General features: G+C 74.0%; 21 protein-coding genes. 7 read left to right on the top strand and 14 right to left on the bottom strand.

Annotation, left to right across the window (positions count from 1 at the left end):
- Positions 1-56 precede the first annotated feature (56 nt).
- Positions 57-752: a demethylmenaquinone methyltransferase gene (locus ACFVQ3_RS09395; protein ID WP_387637894.1), complete on the bottom strand. Its 696-nt coding sequence runs from the start codon at positions 750-752 to the stop codon at positions 57-59.
- Positions 753-785: 33 nt separating this feature from the next.
- Between ACFVQ3_RS09395 and ACFVQ3_RS09390 the strand changes: the two genes are divergently transcribed.
- A complete protein-coding gene (locus tag ACFVQ3_RS09390; protein ID WP_387637892.1) occupies positions 786-2,198 on the top strand; it encodes an isochorismate synthase MenF in 1,413 nt (470 codons plus the stop codon).
- 149 nt (positions 2,199-2,347) lie between these two features.
- Complete coding sequence (locus tag ACFVQ3_RS09385) at positions 2,348-2,908, top strand: GNAT family N-acetyltransferase (protein ID WP_387637890.1); 561 nt, start codon at positions 2,348-2,350, stop codon at positions 2,906-2,908.
- Between the two features lie 274 nt (positions 2,909-3,182).
- Here the strand turns inward: ACFVQ3_RS09385 and ACFVQ3_RS09380 are convergent, their stop codons facing one another.
- The 4 genes from ACFVQ3_RS09380 to ACFVQ3_RS09365 form a co-directional block, all read right to left on the bottom strand.
- Positions 3,183-4,856, bottom strand: a complete 1,674-nt coding sequence (locus tag ACFVQ3_RS09380) for a S1C family serine protease (protein ID WP_387637888.1) — start codon at positions 4,854-4,856, stop codon at positions 3,183-3,185.
- A 113-nt stretch (positions 4,857-4,969) separates the two neighbouring features.
- Complete coding sequence (menD, locus tag ACFVQ3_RS09375; RefSeq protein WP_387637886.1) at positions 4,970-6,781, bottom strand: 2-succinyl-5-enolpyruvyl-6-hydroxy-3-cyclohexene-1-carboxylic-acid synthase; 1,812 nt, start codon at positions 6,779-6,781, stop codon at positions 4,970-4,972.
- Positions 6,778-7,782: an o-succinylbenzoate synthase gene (locus tag ACFVQ3_RS09370; protein WP_387637884.1), complete on the bottom strand. Its 1,005-nt coding sequence runs from the start codon at positions 7,780-7,782 to the stop codon at positions 6,778-6,780. Before ACFVQ3_RS09370 ends, menD begins: the two co-directional genes overlap by 4 nt.
- A gap of 47 nt (positions 7,783-7,829) precedes the next feature.
- The gene (locus ACFVQ3_RS09365) at positions 7,830-8,438 is read right to left on the bottom strand and encodes a TetR/AcrR family transcriptional regulator (RefSeq protein WP_387637882.1); all 609 of its coding nucleotides are present in this window, start codon (positions 8,436-8,438) and stop codon (positions 7,830-7,832) included.
- A gap of 237 nt (positions 8,439-8,675) precedes the next feature.
- Here ACFVQ3_RS09365 and ACFVQ3_RS09360 point away from each other — a divergent pair, with 237 nt between their 5' ends.
- Positions 8,676-9,641, top strand: coding sequence for a 1,4-dihydroxy-2-naphthoyl-CoA synthase (locus tag ACFVQ3_RS09360; protein WP_387637880.1), 966 nt, complete (start codon positions 8,676-8,678; stop codon positions 9,639-9,641).
- 38 nt (positions 9,642-9,679) lie between these two features.
- Here the strand turns inward: ACFVQ3_RS09360 and ACFVQ3_RS09355 are convergent, their stop codons facing one another.
- The gene (locus ACFVQ3_RS09355) at positions 9,680-9,934 is read right to left on the bottom strand and encodes a hypothetical protein (RefSeq protein ID WP_387637877.1); all 255 of its coding nucleotides are present in this window, start codon (positions 9,932-9,934) and stop codon (positions 9,680-9,682) included.
- 185 nt (positions 9,935-10,119) lie between these two features.
- On the opposite strand from ACFVQ3_RS09355, the gene ACFVQ3_RS09350 reads away from it, so the two are divergent.
- Positions 10,120-10,767: an RBBP9/YdeN family alpha/beta hydrolase gene (locus tag ACFVQ3_RS09350; RefSeq protein WP_387637875.1), complete on the top strand. Its 648-nt coding sequence runs from the start codon at positions 10,120-10,122 to the stop codon at positions 10,765-10,767.
- 7 nt (positions 10,768-10,774) lie between these two features.
- On the opposite strand, the gene ACFVQ3_RS09345 is transcribed toward ACFVQ3_RS09350, so the two are convergent.
- Positions 10,775-11,779, bottom strand: a complete 1,005-nt coding sequence (locus ACFVQ3_RS09345) for a DUF3048 domain-containing protein (protein ID WP_387637872.1) — start codon at positions 11,777-11,779, stop codon at positions 10,775-10,777.
- Between the two features lie 127 nt (positions 11,780-11,906).
- On the opposite strand from ACFVQ3_RS09345, the gene ACFVQ3_RS09340 reads away from it, so the two are divergent.
- Both ACFVQ3_RS09340 and ACFVQ3_RS09335 read left to right on the top strand, forming a co-directional pair.
- On the top strand, positions 11,907-13,130 hold the full coding sequence (locus ACFVQ3_RS09340) for an AMP-binding protein (protein ID WP_387637870.1): 1,224 nt from the start codon (positions 11,907-11,909) through the stop codon (positions 13,128-13,130).
- Between the two features lie 10 nt (positions 13,131-13,140).
- Positions 13,141-14,010 (top strand): 1,4-dihydroxy-2-naphthoate polyprenyltransferase, encoded by an 870-nt coding sequence (locus ACFVQ3_RS09335; protein WP_387637868.1) that lies wholly within the window; start codon positions 13,141-13,143, stop codon positions 14,008-14,010.
- 30 nt (positions 14,011-14,040) lie between these two features.
- Here the strand turns inward: ACFVQ3_RS09335 and ACFVQ3_RS09330 are convergent, their stop codons facing one another.
- On the bottom strand, positions 14,041-14,481 hold the full coding sequence (locus ACFVQ3_RS09330) for a DUF4229 domain-containing protein (protein WP_387637971.1): 441 nt from the start codon (positions 14,479-14,481) through the stop codon (positions 14,041-14,043).
- A 90-nt stretch (positions 14,482-14,571) separates the two neighbouring features.
- On the opposite strand from ACFVQ3_RS09330, the gene ACFVQ3_RS09325 reads away from it, so the two are divergent.
- Positions 14,572-15,060, top strand: coding sequence for a PLD nuclease N-terminal domain-containing protein (locus ACFVQ3_RS09325; protein WP_387637865.1), 489 nt, complete (start codon positions 14,572-14,574; stop codon positions 15,058-15,060).
- Positions 15,061-15,127: 67 nt separating this feature from the next.
- Here the strand turns inward: ACFVQ3_RS09325 and ACFVQ3_RS09320 are convergent, their stop codons facing one another.
- The 6 genes from ACFVQ3_RS09320 to ACFVQ3_RS09295 form a co-directional block, all read right to left on the bottom strand.
- Positions 15,128-16,420 carry an LCP family protein gene (locus ACFVQ3_RS09320; protein WP_387637862.1) on the bottom strand — a complete coding sequence of 431 codons (1,293 nt, stop codon included), beginning with the start codon at positions 16,418-16,420 and terminating at the stop codon, positions 15,128-15,130.
- Positions 16,421-16,526: 106 nt separating this feature from the next.
- Positions 16,527-17,489: a c-type cytochrome biogenesis protein CcsB gene (ccsB, locus tag ACFVQ3_RS09315; protein WP_387637860.1), complete on the bottom strand. Its 963-nt coding sequence runs from the start codon at positions 17,487-17,489 to the stop codon at positions 16,527-16,529.
- A complete protein-coding gene (locus ACFVQ3_RS09310) occupies positions 17,486-19,363 on the bottom strand; it encodes a cytochrome c biogenesis protein ResB (RefSeq protein ID WP_387637857.1) in 1,878 nt (625 codons plus the stop codon). The genes ccsB and ACFVQ3_RS09310 overlap by 4 nt, the downstream gene beginning before the upstream one ends.
- Positions 19,363-20,187, bottom strand: a complete 825-nt coding sequence (locus tag ACFVQ3_RS09305) for a cytochrome c biogenesis CcdA family protein (protein ID WP_387637854.1) — start codon at positions 20,185-20,187, stop codon at positions 19,363-19,365. Before ACFVQ3_RS09305 ends, ACFVQ3_RS09310 begins: the two co-directional genes overlap by 1 nt.
- A gap of 3 nt (positions 20,188-20,190) precedes the next feature.
- A complete protein-coding gene (locus ACFVQ3_RS09300; RefSeq protein WP_387637852.1) occupies positions 20,191-20,808 on the bottom strand; it encodes a TlpA family protein disulfide reductase in 618 nt (205 codons plus the stop codon).
- 52 nt (positions 20,809-20,860) lie between these two features.
- A complete protein-coding gene (locus ACFVQ3_RS09295) occupies positions 20,861-21,550 on the bottom strand; it encodes a histidine phosphatase family protein (RefSeq protein ID WP_387637850.1) in 690 nt (229 codons plus the stop codon).
- Between the last annotated feature and the right edge of the window lie 102 nt (positions 21,551-21,652).

Here is a 21,652-nt window from a genome sequence, read left to right as displayed (position 1 = left end):
CAGCACTGAGCGAGGTGCGCCCCGCGTGTCGGGGGCGCACCTCGCTCGGTGGGACGTCAGGCGGGCCGGATCCCGCGGTGCAGCGCGACGAGGCCGCCGGAGAGGTTCCGGTAGGCGGCGCCCTCCCAGCCGGCGTCGAGCATGAGGTGCGCGAGCTCGGGCTGCGTGGGCCACGTCCTGATGGACTCGACGAGGTACTCGTACGAGCCCTTCTCCTTGGTCACGGCCCCGGCCACGACGGGCAGGAGCTTCATGAAGACGTCGGTGTAGAGCACGCGGAACGGCTTCCACGTCGGCTCGGAGAACTCGCAGACCACGATGCGACCGCCCGGGCGTGTCACGCGCAGCATCTCGCGCAGCGCGGCGCTCGTGTCCACGACGTTGCGCAGCCCGAACGAGATGGTCACGGCGTCGAACGACGCGTCGGCGAACGGCAGCGCCGTGGCGTCCCCCGCGACGAACGGCAGGTCGGGACGGCGGCGCTTGCCGACCTGGAGCATGCCGACCGAGAAGTCACACGGCACGACCTCGACGCCCTCGTCCGCGAACGGCTCGCTCGACGTGCCCGTCCCGGCCGCGAGGTCCAGGACGCGCTCGCCCGGCAGCGCCGCGACGGCGTCGACCGTGTGCTTGCGCCACCGCCGGTCCTGCCCCAGGGAGATGAGGTCGTTCGTGAGGTCGTAGCGACGGGCGATCCCGTCGAACATGGAGGCGACCTCGGTGGGCTTCTTGTCCAGGCTGGCTCGCGACATGCCGCCCATCGTTTCACGCCTACGCTGGAGACGATGACTGAGCACTCCCACCTCCCGGCAGGCTCCGACGACCTCGGCGCTCCCCCGGCAGGGTCCCCCCGCACCGGCTCCCCCGGATCCACCGCCGTCCCTCGCCTCGTCGTGCGCACGACCCTGCTGCCCGACGGGCTGCCGGACGACCTCACGGCCCTGACGGACCTCCTGCCCGACGCCCGGCCACTCGCCTGGGTGCGGCGCGGCGACGGCATCGTCGGCTGGGGCGAGAGCCTGCGGCTCGAGGCGTGGGGGCCGGGCCGGTTCGCCGACGCCGAGGCCGCGTGGCAGGAGGTCCTGGGCGCAGCCGTCGTGCACGACGACGTGTCCCTGCCCGGCAGCGGGCTCGTCGCGTTCGGCTCGTTCGCGTTCGACGACACGTCGGGCACCACGGGGGACGCCCGCCCGGGCGGGACGATCCTGGTGCCGCGCGTCGTCGTCGGGCGCCGGGGTGGCCCCCACGGCACCGCGTGGGTCACCAGCATCTCGGCGGGCGACGCCCTGCCCGACGACGTCGCGTCCGTCCTCGACCCGGCGCACCGCACGCCCGTGGCCGGGCCGGGCCGCGTGACCACGGTCGACGGCTCGCTCAGCGCAGACGACTGGACCGCGGTCGTCGCCGAGGGCGTCGAGCGCATCCGCCGGGGCGACCTCGAGAAGGTCGTGCTCGCACGGGACGTGGTCGCGACCGCCGAGCACCCTGTGGACCCCCGCTGGATGCTCGGACGCCTCGCGGCCGCCTACGACGCGTGCTGGACGTTCTCCGTCGACGGCATGGTCGGCGCGACCCCCGAGCTGCTCGTGCGCAGCGAGAAGGGGCTCGTGACCTCGCGCGTGCTGGCCGGGACGATCCGCCGGTCGGGCGGTGCCGAGGCCGACGACGATTCGCTGCTGCGCGCCGCCCACCTGGCCCGCTCGTCCAAGGACCTCGAGGAGCACGAGTACGCGGTCGCCTCGGTCGCCGACGCGCTCGCGCCCTTCTGCTCGTCCATGAACGTCCCCGACGCGCCCTTCGTGCTGCACCTGCCCAACGTTCTGCACCTGGCCTCCGACGTCACGGGCGTGCTCGTGGCCGGGGCCGACGGACGGCCGGCTCCCACGAGCCTGGCGCTCGCGGCCGCGCTGCACCCCTCCGCCGCGGTGTGCGGGACGCCGACCCTCGCGGCGCGCGACCTCATCCGCGAGATCGAGGGCATGGACCGCGCCCGCTACGCCGCCCCCGTGGGCTGGTTCGGCGCGGACGGCGACGGCGAGTGGGGCATCGCGCTGCGCTCGGCCGAGCTGTCTTCCCGGGACGCGCACCACGTGCGACTCTTCGCGGGCTGCGGCATCGTGGCGGCCTCCGACCCCGTGGCCGAGCTGGCGGAGTCCGAGGCCAAGCTCGAACCCATGCGGTACGCGCTCGGGGAGTGAGACGGGCGTCCGCACGGTGGACGCGTATCCACCGCTGGAACGGCGCCAGGACGCCGAACTCCACCCGTGGTTTCGTGAAGTACGCGACGAATGGACCGTTCGACGGACACCTCCGGGAAGCGCGCGGTTTCGCCTGTTAAGTTCACCCCGTGACCGATGCGACGACGATGACTCTGGCCCCCACGCAAAGCGACGTCACCGTACGCCGCGCCACGACCGCAGACCGCGAGGACCTCTGGCTCCTCGTCGTCCGCCTCCAGCCGGACGCACCGGACCGGGCGACGCACGACCGCGTCGTCGGGCCCCTGCTGCGGGCGCTCGACACCCTGCTGCTCGTCGCCGAGGACACGACGGGGGTCGTCGGCTACCTCCTGGCGAGCCAGCGCCTGACGTTCACGGCCAACGGCGCGGTCGTCGAGATCGACGAGATCGCGGTCGACCCCGCCGCCGACCGCACGACCGTCGCCAGCCAGCTGGTCGCCGCCGTCGAGGCCTGGGGCCAGGAGTTCCGCGCGACGCGCGTGACGCTCGCCGACGTCCTGCCCCGCGAGGTGGCCGACGGCCTCGGGTACACGACCACCGAGGTGCGGTCCACCAAGGCTCTCGCACTGCTCGACGCCGACCCCGTCCTCACGTCGCCCTGGGACGGACCGGCCGTGCCCGCACAGCCCACCCCGGACGACGAGGCCCTGCCGGTCCGCGACCAGTAGGCCCGGAACGGGTCCAGCGAGCCCCACGGGCGCGGCCGGGCCGACGCTGCCCGGACGCGACGATGTCCCGGCCCGTACGGCGAACCGTTCGGGCCGGGACATCCGGAGGGGCACCTGCAGGGGAACAGGGCCTCACCTCGGTGGTCCCGCCGGTCGACAGGGGGGAACGCGGACCGGGGGACGATCGAAGGACCGCGGTGGCGTCGGCCGACGGCGGGCACAGGGGGAGGTTCCCACCGTCGCCGCCGACACCACCGGGTCCGGCTGTGCTGCCTCAGCCCTGACCGTTGAACCAGTCGAAGGGGTTGGGCAGGTTGTTCGGGTTGGTCTGGTCGGACTGCCCCTGGCCGGAGCCGTCCTGACCGGAGCCCGGGAGCTGCTGACCGGAACCACCCTGGTCGGAGCCCGAGCCCTGCTGGCCCGATCCGCTCTGGCCGTCCGTGGTCGTGTCGGTCGGCTTCGCGGTGAGCGTCACGTCGACCTCGACGGTCTTGCCGTCCCGGACCAGCGTGATCTTCGCGACGTCACCGGTCGCACGCTCGCGCACGAACCCGGTCAGCGACTCCGCGCCGCTCACGGGGTTGCCGTCGATCGCCACGATCACGTCACCGGTCTTGATGCCTGCCTCGGCGGCCGGGGAGCCGTCCGAGACCGACTTGACCTCGGCACCGCGGCGCGTGACGCCGTCGGCCGTGGCGGTCGCGTCCGTCATGCTCACGCCCAGGAACGCGTGCTCGGCCGAGCCGTTCTCGATGAGCTGCGCGCTGATGTTCTTCGCGAGGTTCACCGGGATGGCAAAGCCCAGGCCGATCGAACCGGACTGGTTCGACGTGGTCGCGATCGACGACGTGATGCCGATGACCTCGCCCTGCGCGTTGAACAGCGGACCGCCCGAGTTGCCCGGGTTGATCGCGGCGTCGATCTGGATCGCGTTCGTGACCACGGTGCTGCCGCCGTCGGAGCCCGACGCGGCGACCGGGCGGTCGAGCGCCGAGACGATGCCGGTCGTGGCGGTGTTGGCCAGGCCGAGCGGGTTGCCGACCGCCAGGACCGACTCGCCCACGGTGACGTCGTCGGAGTCCCCGAACGAGGCGGGCGTGAGGTTGCTCGGCGGGTCGACGAGCTTGACCACCGCGAGGTCGGTCGTCGGGTCGAGACCCACGATCTTCGCCTCGTACAGACGGCCGTCGCTCAGGGTGACCTGGACGGTGTCGTCCTGCGCACCCTCGACGACGTGGTTGTTCGTCAGGACGTGACCCTCGGTGTCGATCACGACGCCCGACCCCTCGGCACCGCCCGCGGCCGTGGTGACCTGGATCGAGACGACCGACGGCGCGACGGCGCTCGTCACCGCCTGCCAGTTCGGGTTCTCCGACGTCGAGTCCGAGACCGGGACCGTCGAGTTCTCCTTGGTCTCCCCGACCGAGGCCAGGGAGCTGCGGGTCGTGCCGTTGCCGTCGAGGACGCCGAGCAGCCCGGCCGTGCCGGCGCTCGCGAGGACCGCGGCGGCAGCAGCAGCGCCGACCACGGGGATCCACGTCTTGCTCCGCCTGGTCGCGACCGGAGCCTGCTCCGGGGTGGGCGACGCGGGCGGCATGCCGGCCGCGGAGTACGGGGTGCTCGTCGGGGTGCCGTGCGGCGCCTGCGCGGCGTAGGGCGCCTGCGCGCCGTACGGCGCGTGCTGCGGCTGCGGCGCGTGCTGGGGCTGCGGGTGCGGCTGCGGCGCGTGCTGCGCGTGCTGCACGGGCGGCGCGGGCACGGGCGCCGGGTGCGGGGCCGCGAAGTGCTGCTGCGCGGGAGCCTGCGGGGCCGGGGCGGCCGGGGTCACGGGGGCGGCCGGGGCCGTCGGGGTGACGGGGAGCTGCTGCGTGGGCTGCGCGTCGATGCGCTGGGTGTCGCCGTCGCGGGGAGCCTGGGGCTCGGGGACCTGCGGGGTGTTCTCGGTCATGGGGTGTTCCCTCCTCGTTCGTTCTGAGGACCACTTCACACCCCGGCGCTGGAACGTCGCTTGAACGATCCTGTGAGTTCGCTGCGAGTTCCGTACGACTCCTGGGAGGGTTCTCAGGCGCCCGGGCCGGTGTCGTCGCACCCGTCGCGCCGCCGCGGCAGCCCGCGCGCGACCGCCGCCGCGACGTCCGCCGCCAGTCCGGCGCCCTCGGCCCGGCGTCCGGCGCGCTCGACGCGGACCTCGAGGACCTCGACCCCACGGGGCGTGCGCGCGAGCTCGGCCCGGAGGTCCGTGGTGTCCGTGACGAGCCGGTGACGGACGCCGTACCCCGCGCAGAGCGCGGCCAGGTCGGCACCGTGCGGCGTCGAGAACACGCGCTCGAACGCCGTCGCCGTCCCGGGGGCCTCCTCGGCGAGCGCCCCGTACTCGAGCGTCGCGAAGATCGAGCCGCCGTCGTCGTTGACCACGACGACCTGGAGGTCGGCGGCCGGCTCGTGCGGTCCGCGCAGGAGCCCGCCCACGTCGTGCAGGAACGTGAGGTCGCCCACGACGGCGCGTGTGCGCCGCCCTGCGCGCGCCGCGGCGAGCGCGACCCCCGTCGCGGTCGAGAGCATCCCGTCGATGCCCGCGAGCCCGCGGTTGGCAAGCACGAGCGGCGAGACGTCCCAGTCGACGACGAGGTCGAGGTCGCGCACCGGGTTGCTCGACCCGACCACGAGCACGTCGTCCGGGCCCGAGGCCTCGGCGACCGCTGCCGCGACGGCGAGCGGCGTCGTCGGGCCCGGGACGGACACCCGGGCGGCGACGACCTTGCGCGCCGCCTCCCCCGCGCCGCGCCAGGTGTCGAGCCAGCCCGGGTCACCGACGGGGCCCGACCACCACTCGGCCGGGACGCCGGGCAGGATCGCGCTCGCCGAGCGCGCCGCGTCGGGCCAGGGTCCTCCCCCGGGCGCGACGACGAGCACCTCGACGTCCGCGCGCGCGAGGAGCTGCTGGACGGGGCGCGAGAGCGTGGGGCGACCCATGACGACGACGCGCTCGACCTGCTCCCCGAGCACGCCCAGCACGAGTCGGTGCGCGGCGACCGCGTGGCTGCCCGCCGCGGCACCCGACGACGCCTCGGCGAGCAGGGGCCAGCCCCGCGCCTCGGCGAGGCGTCGCGCGTCCGTGCCCGCACCGTCGCCCGCGACGAGCACGGTCGCCGGGGACGGGTCGAGCGGCCACGGCCCGACGACGTCGCGCACGCCCGCCACGAGGGTCCGGTCGGGCGGCGCGTGGCTCGCACCGGCGCCGAAGGGCAGCGCTCCCAGCGACGCGGGCGGCACGAGCGGCTCGCGGAACGCCACGTTGAGGTGCACCGGGCCGGGATACCGGGAACGGGTCCCGCGGGCCGCGGCGAGCGCCCGGACGAGGACCGCACGCAGGTCCCCCAGCTCCCCCGGCCGCCCGTCCGGTGCCGGGACGTCGGCCGCCTGGCGGACCGCGGACCCGTACAGCCCGACCTGGTCGGTCGTCTGGTTCGCGCCCGTGCCGCGCAGCTCGTGCGGCCGGTCGGCCGTGAGCAGCACCAGCGGGACCCCGGCGTGGTGCGCCTCGAGCACCGCGGGGTGCAGGTTCGCGGCCGCCGTCCCCGACGTCGTGACCACGGCCACGGGGACGAGCCCGCCCGAGGCCTCGGTGGTCCGCGACCCGCGCGAGAGCCCCAGGGCCAGGAACGCGGCCGCCCGCTCGTCGATCCGCACGTGCAGGGTCAGCAGACCCGCCGCGTCGGCCGCGGCGAGAGCGTAGGCGAGCGCGGCGCTGCGGGAGCCCGGCGACACGACGACGTCACGCACCCCGTCCGCGACGAGGCCCGCGACGATCTCGCGTGCCGCCGCGACGGCAGGGGGCAGGACCGGCGGGTCGGCGGCGTCTGCGGCGCTCATGCTGCGGCCCCGTCGAGGAGGGCACCCACGCGCCGGTACCGCTCGACCCACCGCCCGGCGGTGCCCTCGTCCGCGGACGCACGCGCGAGAGCAGCGACCGACGGCTCGGGACGACGGACCACGATCTCGCCGCCCACGGGCAGCAGCGGCTCGTCGACCACGTCGTGGGTCAGGAGCTGGGACGTCGCCAGACCGCACGCGAAGGGCAGCTCGGGAAGGGCCGCCGCGAGCGCCAGCCCGGCGGCCAGCCCGACCGACGACTCGAGCGCGGACGAGACGACCACGGGCAGCCCGACCCGCTCGGCCAGGTCGAGGCACGCCCGGACCCCGCCGAGCGGTTGGACCTTGAGCACCACGACGTCCGCGGCCTCTGCCCGCAGCACCGCGAACGGGTCCTCGGCGCGACGGATCGACTCGTCGGCGGCGACCAGCACCGACGTCGCGCGCCGCACCGCGGCGAGGTCCTCGACACGCTCGCACGGCTGCTCGACGTACTCGAGCCCGCCGGCCGCACGGTCGAGCAGCGGCAGCCGCCGCAGGGCCTCGTCGAGGTCCCAGCCGCCGTTGGCGTCGACCCGGATCCGCCCGCCGGGGCCGAGGGCGTCCCGGACGGCCTCGAGGCGCGCGATCTCCTGGTCGACGGGTTCGACCGCACCGTCCCTGTCGCGCTGGGCGACCTTGACCTTCGCGGTCCGGCAGCCGTCGGACGACGTGACGATGTCGTGCGCGCGCTGCGGGTCCGTCGCCGGGACGGTGACGTTGACCGGCACGCTCGCCCGGACGGGCACAGGCCAGCCGACCTCCGCCGCCTCCCGCGCCGCACGCAGCCACGCACCCGACTCGGCGTCGTCGTACTCCCAGAACGGCGAGAACTCGGCCCAGCCCGCCTCGCCGCGCACGAGCAGACCGTCGCGCACGTCGAGGCCTCGGAAACGGGTCCGCAGGGGCGTGGACCAGGCGACGAGACGAGGGTTCGCGGTCGAGGGGGACGTGGGAGGCACGGTCACAGGCTATCTCCGCGGCCGTCCAGGGGCGGCGCGACCCCACGTCAGGAGGTGCCGAGCAGCTCCGTGACGCAGTCGACCGCCAGGTCGCGGACGTTGCGCCCCTCGCACAGCGCCGTCACCGCGGCGCCGTCCACGACCGCGATCAGCAGGACCGCGGAGAACCGGACACCGAGCTGCGCGAGCAGGTCGTCGACGACGACGTCGAGCTCCCCTCGGCCCTGCGCGAACGCGGTCGCGAGCACCGGGCTGCGGCCCGCGCGGACCACGTGCTCGTAGAAGCCCAGCAGCTCTCCGTGGTCCCCCGGCGGGAGCACGGCGTCCACGAGCAGGAGCGCGCGCGACCGTGTGCTCAGCGCGTCGACCCCGCCGTCGGCGACCGCGTCCGCGACCGCGTGGCCGATCGCCTGGGCCCGGTCCGCCCAGTCACGGACGATGCGCTGCCCCGCTGCCGCGAGGAGGTCGTCGAGGCCCGAGAAGTAGTAGGTCGTCGCCGCGAGGGGGACGTCCGCCTGGGCGGCCACGGACCTGTGCGTCACGCTCGCCGGGCCGTCGCGCAGGATCAGCTCGGCTGCGGCCGACACGATGGTGTCGCGGCGCTGCGTGCCCCGGGCCTGCCTGCGGGGGACGTGCTTCTCGGTCTCTGGAGCCATCGGGGACTTCCTTCGGGAGGTTTCGAGGCCGACCGTCCCCCACGACGAGGACCGGCGACATGATCTTGAGCACAGAAAGGGCTCCACCGAATTACACGACTGCGCGCACCGCCGTCAAGACTCCAAGGTCCTCACCACCACACCGTAGGGCACGAGTACCGCCCCCCGCGCCCGCGTCCGGCCCCGAGACCGCACCACGGCCCTCCCTCCGCCTCGCGGGCGGCTAGGGTGACGGTCGTGAGCAGCATCCCCGCACAGGTGTCCGAGACGTTCGACCCTCAGGCCTGGCGCACCGTCGCCGGCTTCGAAGGGCTCACCGACATCACGTACCACCGTGGTGTCGAGCGCGGCACGCGCGACGGCGAGGCGTACGAACGCGACCTGCCCGTGGTCCGTGTCGCCTTCGACCGGCCCGAGGTCCGCAACGCGTTCCGCCCCCACACGGTGGACGAGCTCTACCGGGTCCTCGACCACGCGCGCATGACCTCCGACGTCGGCACGGTCCTCCTCACGGGCAACGGCCCCTCGGCCAAGGACGGCGGCTGGGCGTTCTGCTCGGGTGGCGACCAGCGCATCCGGGGGCGCGACGGCTACCGGTACACCACGAGCGAGGACGCGCAGACGGCCGACGCGATCGACCCCGCCAAGGCCGGGCGGCTCCACATCCTCGAGGTCCAGCGCCTCGTCCGGACCATGCCCAAGGTCGTCATCGCCGTGGTCAACGGCTGGGCCGCGGGGGGCGGTCACTCGCTGCACGTCGTCGCGGACCTGTCGATCGCGAGCCGCGAGCACGCCCGGTTCAAGCAGACCGACGCCAACGTGGGCTCGTTCGACGCGGGCTACGGTTCGGCGCTCTTCGCCCGGCAGGTCGGTCAGAAGCGTGCCCGCGAGGTCTTCTTCCTCGCCCGCGAGTACTCGGCCCAGGACGCCTACGAGTGGGGTGCCGTGAACGAAGTCGCGGACCACGCGGACCTCGAGCCGCTCGCGCTCGAGTACGCACGGATCATCGCGACCAAGTCACCGCAGGCGATCCGCATGCTCAAGTTCGCGTTCAACCTCGCGGACGACGGGCTCGCGGGGCAGCAGGTCTTCGCCGGAGAGGCCACGCGCCTGGCGTACATGACCGACGAGGCGGTCGAGGGTCGGGATGCGTTCCTCGAGCGCCGCGAACCGCAGTGGGACGACTTCCCGTACTACTTCTGACGGGGGGCGCTCCCCGGCGGCCCAGGAGCCGCTACGGATCAGGACCCGGACGCGAACGAGGCGAGCATCTCGACGATCCCGCGGCCTGCGAAGGCCACCGCGACGGCCAGGCCGAACAGCAGGACGATCGAGACGACGACCGGTCCGACCGACCCGGCCGGGCGTGCGCCGGTCTCGTCGTCGTCCTGGTCCTCGGAGCGCAGTGCAGGGCGGGTGGGGGCGATCGAGGGCGGGAACGGGGTGACCGTGGACGTCGGCTCGAACGGGCTCTGGGTGGGGTTCATCGTTGCCATGCCTCTACGTTCCCGCGCGCCCCGGGCCGCCCGCATCGGCCCACCGGCTCGACCTCGCGCCCTCGTGGTCAGTCTCAGGGGTGAGCGCGTCCTCCCCCGGGAGGATGAGGTGCGAGCGGCCGGCCGCGGCACCGACCTGCGGCGGACGGCCCGCTGTCCGGTCGACAGGCGATACCGTTCCGAGCATGACCGTTCTCGACGACGACGCCGCAGAGACCGACCTGCCCGTCACGCAGCCCCTCGACGCTCCCCCGCCCGTGACCCGCATCGTGGTCGTGCACGGCCTGGGCGCCTCGGCCGGCAATCACTGGTTCGGCGCGGTCCGCGACCGCTACGCGCCGCGCGGCGTCGCAGTCGTCGTCCCTGACCTGCCTCGCTCGCAGGCGCCCGACCTCGACGTGTGGCTCGAGGCCCTCGCCGACGTGATCGGCCCCCTCGACGAGGGGACCGTGCTCGTGGGGCACAGCCTGGGATGCGTCAGCATCCTCCAGCACCTCTCCGCTCGGCGGGACGACTGGCGACTCGGCGGCCTGGCCCTGGTCGCCGGCTTCGTCGAGGAGGTGCCCGGCATCCCCGAGGTCGACCACTTCGTCGCACGCCCCCTCGACCCGGACGCCGTCGCGGCCCGCACCCTGCGACGTCACGTCGTCGTCGCCGACGACGACCCGGTCGTCCCGCGACACCTCACCGAAGCGCTCGCCAGGGTCCTCGAAGCCGACCTGACGGTCGTCGAAGGCGGCGGACACTTCGTCGCGGGGGGCGGGTACGACCGGCTCCCGGCCCTCGAGGACGTCCTGGACGCCTGGACGCCCCGACCGGCGAGCACCCCGTGACGGCCCGTCAGCCGACCGTGTAGCTCCCGGACCCGCGCGGGACGAGCTCGACCCAGGTCGTGCCCTGCTCCAGGAGGACGGGGGCGCCGTCGGGCCCCGTGAGGACCAACGGCGAGCCGACCGCGTCCTTGGACCACGTGACGGCGACCTGCTTGCCGCCGCTCGCCACGAGCCCCTCCCCCGTGCCGACGAGCTTGGTCTCGGGCACGGGCGTGCCGGCCGGGTCCACGAACTTGGTGTTGACCATCTCGACGCTCAGCACGACCACGTTCGCCGCGGACAGACGCTCCCCGTCGGACGAGACCGCAGGGGTCGTGCCCTCGCTGCGGAGGAAGGCGTTCTCCGCGGACCCCCACTGCCACTGAGCCCGGCTCGAGTGGGTCAGCTTGACGTCGAGGAGCGCGAACGGCGAACCGGCCACCGTGGCGGTGCCCTGTCCCGGGGTCCGGGTGTGCGCGAACTGTGCGGGCGGTGCCTTGCGGTCCCCCTCCGCCTGCGAGAGGAAGTCGGCCATGGTGCCGTACAGGTTGTGCGGGGCCCTCTTGCCCTTCTTGAGGAAGAAGCCGTCGTCGCCCTCGTCGTGGACGATCGACTGCAGGCCTGCGTCCGCGACCGCCGCGACGAAGGGCGGCTGCCCGCCGCTGTAGACGAGGACGCCCGCGGTCGGGCCGAAGATCGACGGGTCCATGGGACGCACGGACCGGATGGGACCGACGGTCTCCGGGACCTGGGAGTGGAAGACCGCGACGAACCGGGTGATCCCGCCCTCGACCACCTCTTCCCAGACCATGTCGGCCTGGTCCAGCCCGGTCTGCGGGCGGGCCGCAGGAAGGTTCTCGATCTTCACCGCCACGGCCGGACGCTCGTCCACCGTCTCGGTGGGGACTCCCGTGAGCGGCCAGGCGACGGGCACGACGGGCGCGGGCGGTGAGGCCTTGGCCGCGTCGACAGCGGCCGGGACCGTCTTCGTCGGCGCGGTCGTCGGCGCACCGCTGCCGCATCCGGAGAGCACCAGCAGACCTGCCACCACCGCCGCGGCCCACCGACCCCGCGACATCCTCACCCTGTCCATCCGTGCCCTCACGCTCGTCGGTCCCGCTGGTTCCTCGTCACACTACGGCGCGATCTACGCTGGAGGGATGCCACGCGCCGAGGGAACCGCACCTGCTGACGTCGCCGACCTGCGGACCGCGGTCGCCGACGCCCTGACCGGGCGCGGACCGGCCGTCACGCCCTCCCCGCTCGCGTTCTCGGGGCCGCTCCCGGCGGGGACGGCGCTCGTGCTGCAGACGTCGGGCTCGACGGGACTGCCCCGCGAGGTCGCCCTGAGCTCGTCCGCTCTCGTCGCGTCCGCGCGCGCGACGCACGAACGGCTCGGCGGGGACGGGCAGTGGCTCCTGACGCTGCCGCCCACGCACGTGGCAGGGCTCCAGGTCGTCCTGCGGTCGGTCGTCGCCCGGACGGAGCTCGTCAGCGCAGACCTCGACTCCCCGTTCACCGCTCGCGGCTTCGCCGAGGCCGCGGCCCGCATGGACGGCGCGCGCCGGTACGTCTCCCTCGTCCCGACCCAGCTCCACCGCCTCCTGCACCCCGGCCCGGCGGGCGGGGCCGCGCTCGACGCGCTGCTCTCGTTCGACGCGATCCTTCTCGGCGGCGCGGCGGCGTCCCCCGCGCTCGTCGCGAGCGCGCGCGAGGCGGGGGTGCGGGTCGTGACCACGTACGGCATGACCGAGACGAGCGGCGGCTGCGTGTACGACGGCGTCCCGCTCGCGGGCGTCCGGGTGCGGGTCGTCGACGGGTCGTCGGGGCACCCGCTCCCGCCCGACGCCACAGGGGTCGTCGAGATCTCGGGCCCGGTGCTGGCCACGGGGTACCTGGGCGACGTGGCGCTCACGGCCGCCGCGTTCCGCTCCGACCCCGACGGGACGCGGTGGCTGCGCACGAGCGACCTGGGCTCCCTCGCGCCCGACGGGGCGCTCACGGTGCTCGGGCGGGCGGACGACGTGATCGTGACGGGCGGGGTCAACGTCGCTCCGGCCGCGGTCGAGGCCGTGCTCGCGTCCGTGCTCTCGGACGTCGACGGTCTCGGCGAGGTCTGCGTCGTCGGTCTCCCCGACCACGAGTGGGGGCAGCGCGTCGTCGCCGTCGTGGAGGTGCGTCGAGCGGCCGGGCAGGGCGGGGACGGCGCGCCCGCCCCCGACCTGCTGGCCCGTGCCCGCCACGCGGTCGCGACTACGCTGGGACCGCCCGCCGCACCGCGCGACCTGCTCGTCGTGGCGGACCTGCCCCGCCGCGGGCCGGGCAAGATCGACCGGGCGGCCGTGACCGACCTCGCCACCCGCACCGCACCACGCACCCACTGAACGGAGTACCATGGCCACCTCTGCCGAATGGGTCGCAGGCGCACGCCTGCGTACCCTCCCCGCGGCGGCCGCACCCGTCCTCGTCGGCTCGGGCGCTGCCGCCCAGGTCGACGCCTTCGCCTTCTGGCCCGCGCTCCTGGCGCTGGGAGTCGCGCTCGCGCTCCAGGTCGGCGTGAACTACGCCAACGACTACTCGGACGGGGTGCGCGGCACGGACGTCGACCGGGTCGGGCCCATGCGGCTCACCGCGTCGGGGGCGGCGCTCGCGTCCCAGGTGCGCAACGCGGCGTTCGCGTGCTTCGGCGTCGCCGCGGTCCTGGGCCTGGGACTCGTGGTCCTCACGGGGCACTGGTGGCTCCTGGCCGTCGGAGCGCTCGCGATCGTCGCCGCGTGGTTCTACACCGGGGGCAAGAACCCGTACGGGTACCGGGGCCTCGGCGAGGTCGGGGTCTTCGTGTTCTTCGGGCTCGTCGCGGTCCTCGGCACCACGTACACGCAGGCCGACCGGGTGACGTGGGTCGCGGGGGTCGGGGCCGTGGCCGTGGGCCTGCTCGCGTGCGCGCTCCTGATGATCAACAACGTGCGGGACATCCCCACCGACGTGCTCGCCGGCAAGCGCACGGTCGCGGTGCGCCTCGGCGACTTCCGGGCCCGGCGCGCGTACGTCGCCATGATCTGGGTCCCGCTCCTGCTGGGCGTGGTGTGCGCGTTCGCCGCACCGTGGTCGCTGCTCGTGCTGCTCCTGCTGCTGCCCGCGGTGCTGCTGACGCTGCCCGTGGTCGCCGGGGCCCGGGGCCCGCTGCTCGTCCCGGTCCTCGCGGGGACCGGGATGTTCGAGCTCGGCTACGGGGTGCTGCTGGGGTTGGGGCTCGCGCTCTAGACGTTCGGAGGCGCTGGACGTTCGGGGGGTCTAGGCGTTCGGTGCCTCGGCACGACCCGAGCGGTCGGTGCGCTCCTGCGCAGGGGCGGCTGCCGCGGCAGCGTCGGCCGTCGCGGCCGACCCGGCAGGCCCGGCAGGCCCGGCAGGCCCGGCCGACGCAGCCGGCTCGGCGGACCCCACCGACCCGGCCGTCTCGGCAACCGCGGCCGCCTCGACGGCCGCGTCCTCGAACGCAGCGTCGTCCTCGATCTCGCGCGAGAACTGCTCGCCGGTCGCCTTGCGCCGCGCAGCACGGTCCGCGAGGTACTGGGCGGCGCGCTCGCGCGGTCCGCGCAGCGTGAGGTAGGAGACCAGGAGCGCCAGGACGGCCGCGATGACCGCGCACACGACCCAGTGCCCCAGGTTCAGGACGTACAGGACGACGAAGAGGACCGCGAAGATCGCCAGGCGCAGCGCGGAGTAGATGACCATAGGCACCCGTCCAGGGTAGGCGCCCGACCTGGGTGCGCAGAACCGCGCCCGCCCGTGCCGCCGGGTTGCCACGACGCATAGGCTGGGGTCATGTCCCGCGTCCTGCTGACCCTGCTCGCCGTAGGCCTCGCGGTCTACGCCCTCTCCGACTGCGCCACGAGCGACGAGAACGACCGGAGCGGGATCCCCAAGGGCCTGTGGATCGTGATGATCATCTTCCTGCCGTTCGTCGGGCCGCTCGCCTGGATCATCGTCTCGCGCACTCAGCGTTCCCGGCACGCGACCGCCGGCGGCTCGCCCGCACCGGGTCGCGCCCGCCCCGGCGCACGGCGACGCCCCGCGGCACCGCTGGCCCCGGACGACGACCCCGACTTCCTGTGGAAGCTCGAGCAGCAGCGACGCCGCGAAGCGCGTGGCGAGGGGACCGACGGGAGCCCGACGACGGGCCCCACCACGCCTGGCGGCACCTCAAAGGGGACGCACGGCACGTCGGACGACGACGCTCCCCGTGGCAACCCGTCGGGCGAGACGGACGGGGCGCCCGGCACCCCGTCGTCGGGCAGCACCGACCCCTCCTAGGCGCGCCGCGCACCTGCCCCCGTGCAGCGCCGCCTGCGCGGCGCCCGCGGACAGGTGCCTCGCACGCTCAGCAGGCGGCCTTGGCGTCCGCCGAGGTGATCGCCTGACCGGGCTTGCGGTCGGCCAGCGGGTCGACCGGTGCTGCGGGCTCGGGGGGCGTCGGGACTGCCGGGTCGGCACCGGTCGGGACGCTCGGCTCCTGGGGCGCGGTCGGCGCGGGGGGCGCCTCGACCTCGGGGACGACCGGTTGGTCGGCTGCGACCCGCGCCCACACGTCGGCAGCCTCAGACGTCAGGACCACGCGGTTGGCGTTGCCCGGCTGGGGGCCCGACGGGATCGTCAGGAACGTCACCGCGTCGGGTCGTACCGACCGCAGCGAGAACGCGAGCCCCTTGAGGTCGACCCCTCCGCTGATCGAGAGCGAGCTCGTCGCGGCGTCCAGGAACTGGAGCAGGTTGGGCAGGTCCGTGAGGACGTTCTGGGAGAGCACCGACTTCGTCATCGCCGCGAGCAGCGCCTGCTGACGACCCATGCGGTAGGTGTCGGACCCGTCGCTCAGGCCGTGCCGGGCTCGTGCGAGCGCGAGCGCCTGAGCCCCCGTCAGGGTCTGCGTCCCTGCGCTGAGGTGCAGGTTCGAGTCCTCGTCGTCCATGTCCTCGGGGATGCACATCGGCACCCCGTCCAGAGCGTCGACCATGGTCTGGAACCCCGCGAAGTCCACGACCATGAAGCCGTCGGTCCGGACCCCTGACATCTGCTCGACCGTCATCTGCGTGCACGTCGCCGCCGACGCGAGGTCCTTGCCTCCGACCCAGCCCCGCGAGAACGCCTCGTTGAACGTCGCCTGGGACGACGCCCGCGTCGTCCCACCTCCCGTGACCGTGCACGCCGGGATCGCGATGCGCAGGTCGCGCGGGACCGAGACCAGCTCGACCCGGGCACGGTCGGCCGAGATGTGCAGGAGCATCGTGGTGTCGGAGCGCATGCCGTCCTCGGCCCCACCGATGGCCGCGTTCTCCCCGGAGCGGTCGTCCGAACCGATCAGCACCAGGTTCACGGGAAGCCCGGCGAGCGGGTCCTCCGGGTCGGGCGCGGGGGCCGGTGGGCGCTCCGCCTCAGGGGCCACGAGCTCCTTGTTGTCGACCTGCTGGACGTTACCCAAGGTCTTGACGAGCACCGCGGCCGCACCCGAGACGCCGAACGCGAGCACGGCCGTCGTGACGAGCCCCACGACCCGCAGCACCCGGTGCTCGCGTCGCGAGCGGACATGACGCAGCCCGGCGCTGCCCGTCGCCGACGTGTCGTCGTCCCTCGCGCCGTCGTCGCCGGACGCTGCGCTTCCCCCACGTGCTTCGCTCACGAGGGGTCACGCTAGCGGTGCCGCGGTCCCGTCCGGGGGACGTCGCACCGCGAACGTGTCGAAGTGCTGTGAAGGTCGAGCGTGGACCGATCCCGGTCCACGCCGCTCACTCCTGCGTCGTGATGCCCGAGTACGAGTGCTTGCCGTTGAAGATCAGGTTGACGCCCGTGAAGTTGAACAGCACGCACGCGTAGCCGACGAGCACGAAGTACGCCGCCCGGCGCCCGGACCAGCCGCGCGTGGTGCGGGCGTGCAGGTAGGCCGCGTACACGACCCAGACGACGAAGCTCCAGACCTCCTTGGGGTCCCAGCCCCAGTAGCGGCCCCAGGCGTGCTCGGCCCAGATCGCGCCGCCGATGATCGTGAAGGTCCACAGCACGAACGCGACCGCGTTGAGCCGGAAGCTCAGGGCCTCGAGCTGTGCGGGCCTCGGCGTCGTGTCGAGCCAGCGCCAGGCCGGGTGCCCCAGGAAGCCGTTGCCGTTCTCGCGCGAGTCGCGCAGGAGCTGGATCGAGGACATGACGAACGCGACCGTGAAGATGCCCGTGGCGATGATCGCGACACCCACGTGGATGACGAGCCAGTACGACTGCAGGGCCGGGCTGACCCCGGTCGCCGCGAGGAAGAACGAGTTCTGCGCGACCACGAGGAACAGCACCGCGAGCCCTGTGACGAAGGCCCCGAGGAACCGCACGTCGCGGCGCAGGCTCACCCCGAGGAAGACCGCCATGGCGACGAACGCGCCGACGAGCGTGAACTCGTACATGTTGGCCCAGGGCGCGCGGCCGGCCGCGATGCCGCGGGTCACGATCGCCGCGAGCAGCAGGATCGTCCCGAGCCAGCCCGTGGAGATGCCGATGCCCGCGGCCTTGCGGGAGACGGGCTTGGCGGGGGGCGCGACCGCGACCTTGACGGAGGTGTCGGCACCGGAGGCGTCGGCGGCCGCCGGTTCGGCGACGGGTTCCTTGGCCCCCAACCGGGACAGGTCGATCGCGAACGCGATGAACGCGACCGTGAGGGCGGTCGCGGCCGCCCACACCAGATCGGAGCTCAGGTCGGCAACGGTCATCGGTCAGCCTTTCGTGGTCGGTCGGGGCGAGCCTGACCGTCGGTGCGGGGGGAGGACGTGGTGCGCGGCGCGGCGGGGCGCTCGGCGGGTGGGTCGGTCGTGGGCGGTGTCCCGGGCAGCGACCCGACGAGCCGGTCGACCTCACCCTGGAGCCCGGCGTCGTCGCCGCGGGCGAGCCCCGCGACACTCACGACGGTACGCCGCTCGGACGTGGCGCCGTCGGGCGTCTCCTCGCTCCACACCCGCAGCCAGACGCGGCGGCGCGGCGTGAACAGCGAGACGGCGAGCCCTCCGAGCGCGCCGAGCGCGAAGACGAGGATCCAGACGAGTGCCGGGTCGTGGCGCAGGTCGAGCGCGACGTAGCGCGGGACCTCGCCGTCGGCGAGCGTGATGGTGCCCAGCCCGTCGGGCAGGTCGACCGTCTCGCCGGGAGCCACCAGGACCCGCACACGCTCTCCCTCGGCGTCGACCGAGGGCGTGAGGGTGTCCGTGTTGAGGCGGTAGACGTTCTGCGGCAGGCCCTCGTCGAGCCCCAGGTCGCCCCGGTAGACCTCGAGGACCAGCAGAGGGTTGATCGGTTGCGGGAAGGTCGAGCGCGCGCCCACCTCGTCGACCTCGGCCGTGGGCAGGAAGTACCCGACCAGGCCGATCTGGTCGAGGCCGGGCGAGGTGTCCGGGACCTTCACGACCCCGCGCGAGGTGTACATGGTGTCCTCGGGCAGGAACGGCACGCGGCCCGCGAACGCGACCTGGCCGTCGGCGTCGTGGATCGTGATCTCGGGCGCGTAGCCGTTGCCCTGGAGGTAGATCTTGGCGCCGCCCGCGACGATGGGGTGGTTGACCTTGATCTGCTCCTGCTCGGACGTGCCGTCGGGGTCGCGCACCGTGACGTGGGCCGTGAAGTCGCGCGACTGCGCGAACGCGACGGCGTCCATCGCGAACTGCGCGTCGAACGAGTCGAGCGTCATGGAGAACGGGACGAGCGAGGCCGGGCTGAACAGCGAGCCGTTCTCGAACGTGTCGTAGTCGACGACCGCGTTCGCGAACCCGCGCCCCTCGGTGATGATCGCCTGCCCGCGGAAGTGCAGGAGCTGACCGGTGGCGACGGCCACGAGCAGCCCGAGCAGCGACAGGTGGAACACGAGGTTCCCGGTCTCGCGCAGGTAGCCGCGCTCGGCGGCCACGGTCCGACGCTCGGGCATGCCCCGGGCCGGGTCGGCGGGCTCGACGCCGACGTCGACGCGGAACGTGGGCAGCCAGCGCATCCGGCCGCGCAGGTGCTTCGCCGCCGCGTCCACGACCTCGTCGGGCGTCGCGGTGCTGGACGTCTCGGCCTTGGCCGGGAAGCGGTCGAAGCGGCGCGGCGTGCGCGGCGGGCGGTTGCGCACGGCCTGCAGGTGCGCCTTGGTGCGCGGCAGGATGCAGCCCACGAGCGAGACGAACAGCAGGATGTAGATCGCGGAGAACCACACCGACGCATAGACGTCGAAGAACCCGAGCCGGTCGAGCCACTCGCCCGTGCCGGGGTTGTCCTGGAGGTAGGTCAGGACGGCGGCCGGGTCCTGGGGCCGCTGAGGCAGCACCGAGCCGGGGACTGCCGCGACGGCGAGCAGCATGAGGAGCATGAGCGCCACGCGCATGCTGGTCACCTGGCGCCACGTCCAGCGCAGCGTGCCGCGCAGGCCGAGCGCGGGGAGCTGCGGGGTGGGGTCGCCGGAGGTGCCGGCGTCGGCGGGCCCCGGTCGCCCCTTGCGGCCCGACGGCGTCGCGCCCCTCGCGGGCGCTGCCTCCTCCTCGGTGGTGCGTGCCTCGGGCTCGGGGTGGCTGTAGGCGTCGTCGATGCCCTCGGGGCGGTACAGGTCCTTGTCGCTCATCAGATCACCGTCTCGAAGCCGGTGATGAGGCCGCTGAGGCGCGCGGTCCACGAGCCCCAGATGCCCGTCACGAGGGCCAGGCCGATGAGGATGAGCATGCCGCCGCCGATGCGCATGATCGCGACGCGGTGGCGACGGAGGAAGGCCACGGCCTTCTTGGAGCGCTCGAGCCCGATCCCGATGAGCAGGAACGGGACGCCCAGGCCCAGGCTGTACGCGATCCCCAGGATCGCGCCGCGGCCGGCCGTGGCCTCGTCGAGCGAGAGCGCCACGACGGCCGTGAGGGTCGGGCCGATGCAGGGCGCCCAGCCGAGGCCGAACACGATGCCGAGCAGGGGTGCGCCCCAGAGACCGGCGGTGGGGCTCAGGTGCAGGCGACGGTCGCGCTGGAGGAACGGCATGGCACCCATGAACGCGAAGCCCATGAGGATCACGACGACCCCGAGGACGCGCGTGATGACGTCCTCCCACTCCTTGACGTGGACGCCCACGGCGCCCGCGGCGACCATGAGCAGCACGAACACGAGCGTGAAGCCCGCGACGAACAGGCCCACGCCGGTCACGACGCGCCAGCGCCCGGTGGTCCGGGACGTCTTCAGGGCGGTGCCCCCGCCCCCCGCACGGGCCCCGGTCGTGCCGGCGTTGGCTGCCGCGAGCCCGCTCACGTAGCCCACGTAGCCGGGGACGAGGGGCAGGACGCACGGGGACGCGAACGACACGAGCCCTGCGAGGATCGCGACGGGCACCGCCAGCAGCATCGAGCCGCTGAACGCGGTCGTCGCGAACGTGGAGCCGACGTCGCCGGCGAACGAGAGGGGACCCATGCGTCAGGCGCTCTCGGCGAGCAGGTCGTCGACGAGGGCGCCGAGCGTCGACCCCTCCGCACGCCCGATGATGCGCGCGGCGACGCGGCCCTCGCGGTCGAGCACGACGGTCGTCGGCACGGCCTGGAGCGGCACGGAGCCCTCGAGCGTCGCGATGGCCTCGCCGCGCGTGTCCTCGATCGAGGGGTAGGGCACCTCGAACGTGCGCTCGAACGCGAGCGCGGCACCGGCGTCGTCGGTGCTGTTGATGCCGAGCAGGTGCACGCCGTCGGCCGCGCGGTCGTTCGCGAGCGCGACCAGGTCCGGCGCCTCGGCCCGGCAGGGTGCGCACGAGGCGTACCAGGTGTTGACGACGACGACGTCACCCAGCCACTGCGAGGTGTCGACGGCGCCGCCCTCGAAGTCCGTGCCGGTCAGGACCACGGGCTCGTCCCGGTCGGAGACGTCCCACGTCTTGACCGAGCCGTCGCCCGACACGTAGCCCTGGCCCACGACGTCGTCGGGGCTCGTGGCCCCCGACTCCTGGGAGCAGGCGGTGAGGACCAGGCCGAGCGAGACGAGGGCGACGATCCCGGAGGTCGCGCGGGCGCGACCCTGCCGGGCACGGGAAGGGCGGATCATGGCAGCACTGTCTCCCACCTGCCTGGGCACAACCTGAGAAGCGGCTGGTGCCTCACGCGCCCGAGACCTTCGCGGCCCCGGGCAGCAGGTCCGCGACCGGCTCGGTGTAGTGGATGCCCACGAGACGGTCGCCGTCGAAGCGCAGCGACGTGAGCGACGCGAGCGAGCACTGGCGGTTGCGGGGGTCGTGCCACAGACGCTTGCCCTCGAAGGCCAGGCGGGAGATCCAGATGGGGAGCTGGTGGCTCACGAGCACGACCTCGCGCCCCTCGGCCTGTGCGCGGGCGTCGTGGATCGCGGCGTGCATGCGCGCGACCTGCTGCTTGTACGGCTCGCCCCACGACGGACGCATCGGGTTCCACAGGTACGGCCAGTGGCCCGGGTGGCGCAGCGAGCCGTCGCCCACGCCGAACTTCATCCCCTCGAAGTGGTTGCCCGCCTCGATGAGACGCTCGTCCGTCCCGAGGGTCAGCCCGAAGGCCTCCGCGACGGGGGTCGCGGTCTCCTGCGCCCGCTGGAGCGGGGAGGCGATGACCAGGGCGACGTCGAAGGGCTCGGGAGCGACGTCGTCGGGCAGCGCGGGTGCACCCTCGGCGGGCTTGCCCGACAGGTGCCCCGCGACGCGACGCGCCATCGTGTGCCCGAGCTCCGAGAGGTGGTAGCCGGGGATTCGACCGTAGAGGATGCCGTCCGGGTTGAAGACTTCACCGTGACGCATGAGGTGGACCGTGGTTGCGACCATGGGGACCAGTGTCCCAAAGTTCTGCCCGCACGGTGCACGCAGACGGCGTGCTCCCCGACACAGGCGCCCTGCGTCGGGACGTCTGCGACCACCGGTCCTCGC

It is taken from the genome of Oerskovia sp. NPDC057915 (assembly GCF_042887685.1).
Taxonomy (GTDB): Bacteria; Actinomycetota; Actinomycetes; order Actinomycetales; family Cellulomonadaceae; genus Oerskovia.
The sequence above is the reverse complement of the archived record's forward strand: the minus strand, read 5'-3'. Positions and strand labels throughout refer to the sequence as shown.

Bases quoted from the DNA above. Each gene is read 5' to 3' on its own strand.
- ACFVQ3_RS09350 (WP_387637875.1), top strand. From the start codon at position 10,120: ATGACCGTTCTCGACGACGACGCCGCAGAGACCGACCTGCCCGTCACG.
- ACFVQ3_RS09330 (WP_387637971.1), bottom strand. From the start codon at position 14,481: ATGGTCATCTACTCCGCGCTGCGCCTGGCGATCTTCGCGGTCCTCTTC.
- ACFVQ3_RS09295 (WP_387637850.1), bottom strand. From the start codon at position 21,550: ATGGTCGCAACCACGGTCCACCTCATGCGTCACGGTGAAGTCTTCAAC.
- ACFVQ3_RS09355 (WP_387637877.1), bottom strand. From the start codon at position 9,934: ATGGCAACGATGAACCCCACCCAGAGCCCGTTCGAGCCGACGTCCACG.
- ccsB (WP_387637860.1), bottom strand. From the start codon at position 17,489: ATGACCGTTGCCGACCTGAGCTCCGATCTGGTGTGGGCGGCCGCGACC.
- ACFVQ3_RS09340 (WP_387637870.1), top strand. From the start codon at position 11,907: ATGCCACGCGCCGAGGGAACCGCACCTGCTGACGTCGCCGACCTGCGG.
- ACFVQ3_RS09380 (WP_387637888.1), bottom strand. From the start codon at position 4,856: ATGACCGAGAACACCCCGCAGGTCCCCGAGCCCCAGGCTCCCCGCGAC.
- ACFVQ3_RS09325 (WP_387637865.1), top strand. From the start codon at position 14,572: ATGTCCCGCGTCCTGCTGACCCTGCTCGCCGTAGGCCTCGCGGTCTAC.
- ACFVQ3_RS09310 (WP_387637857.1), bottom strand. From the start codon at position 19,363: ATGAGCGACAAGGACCTGTACCGCCCCGAGGGCATCGACGACGCCTAC.
- ACFVQ3_RS09395 (WP_387637894.1), bottom strand. From the start codon at position 752: ATGTCGCGAGCCAGCCTGGACAAGAAGCCCACCGAGGTCGCCTCCATG.
- ACFVQ3_RS09300 (WP_387637852.1), bottom strand. From the start codon at position 20,808: ATGATCCGCCCTTCCCGTGCCCGGCAGGGTCGCGCCCGCGCGACCTCC.
- ACFVQ3_RS09390 (WP_387637892.1), top strand. From the start codon at position 786: ATGACTGAGCACTCCCACCTCCCGGCAGGCTCCGACGACCTCGGCGCT.
- ACFVQ3_RS09335 (WP_387637868.1), top strand. From the start codon at position 13,141: ATGGCCACCTCTGCCGAATGGGTCGCAGGCGCACGCCTGCGTACCCTC.
- ACFVQ3_RS09365 (WP_387637882.1), bottom strand. From the start codon at position 8,438: ATGGCTCCAGAGACCGAGAAGCACGTCCCCCGCAGGCAGGCCCGGGGC.
- ACFVQ3_RS09305 (WP_387637854.1), bottom strand. From the start codon at position 20,187: ATGGGTCCCCTCTCGTTCGCCGGCGACGTCGGCTCCACGTTCGCGACG.
- menD (WP_387637886.1), bottom strand. From the start codon at position 6,781: ATGAGCGCCGCAGACGCCGCCGACCCGCCGGTCCTGCCCCCTGCCGTC.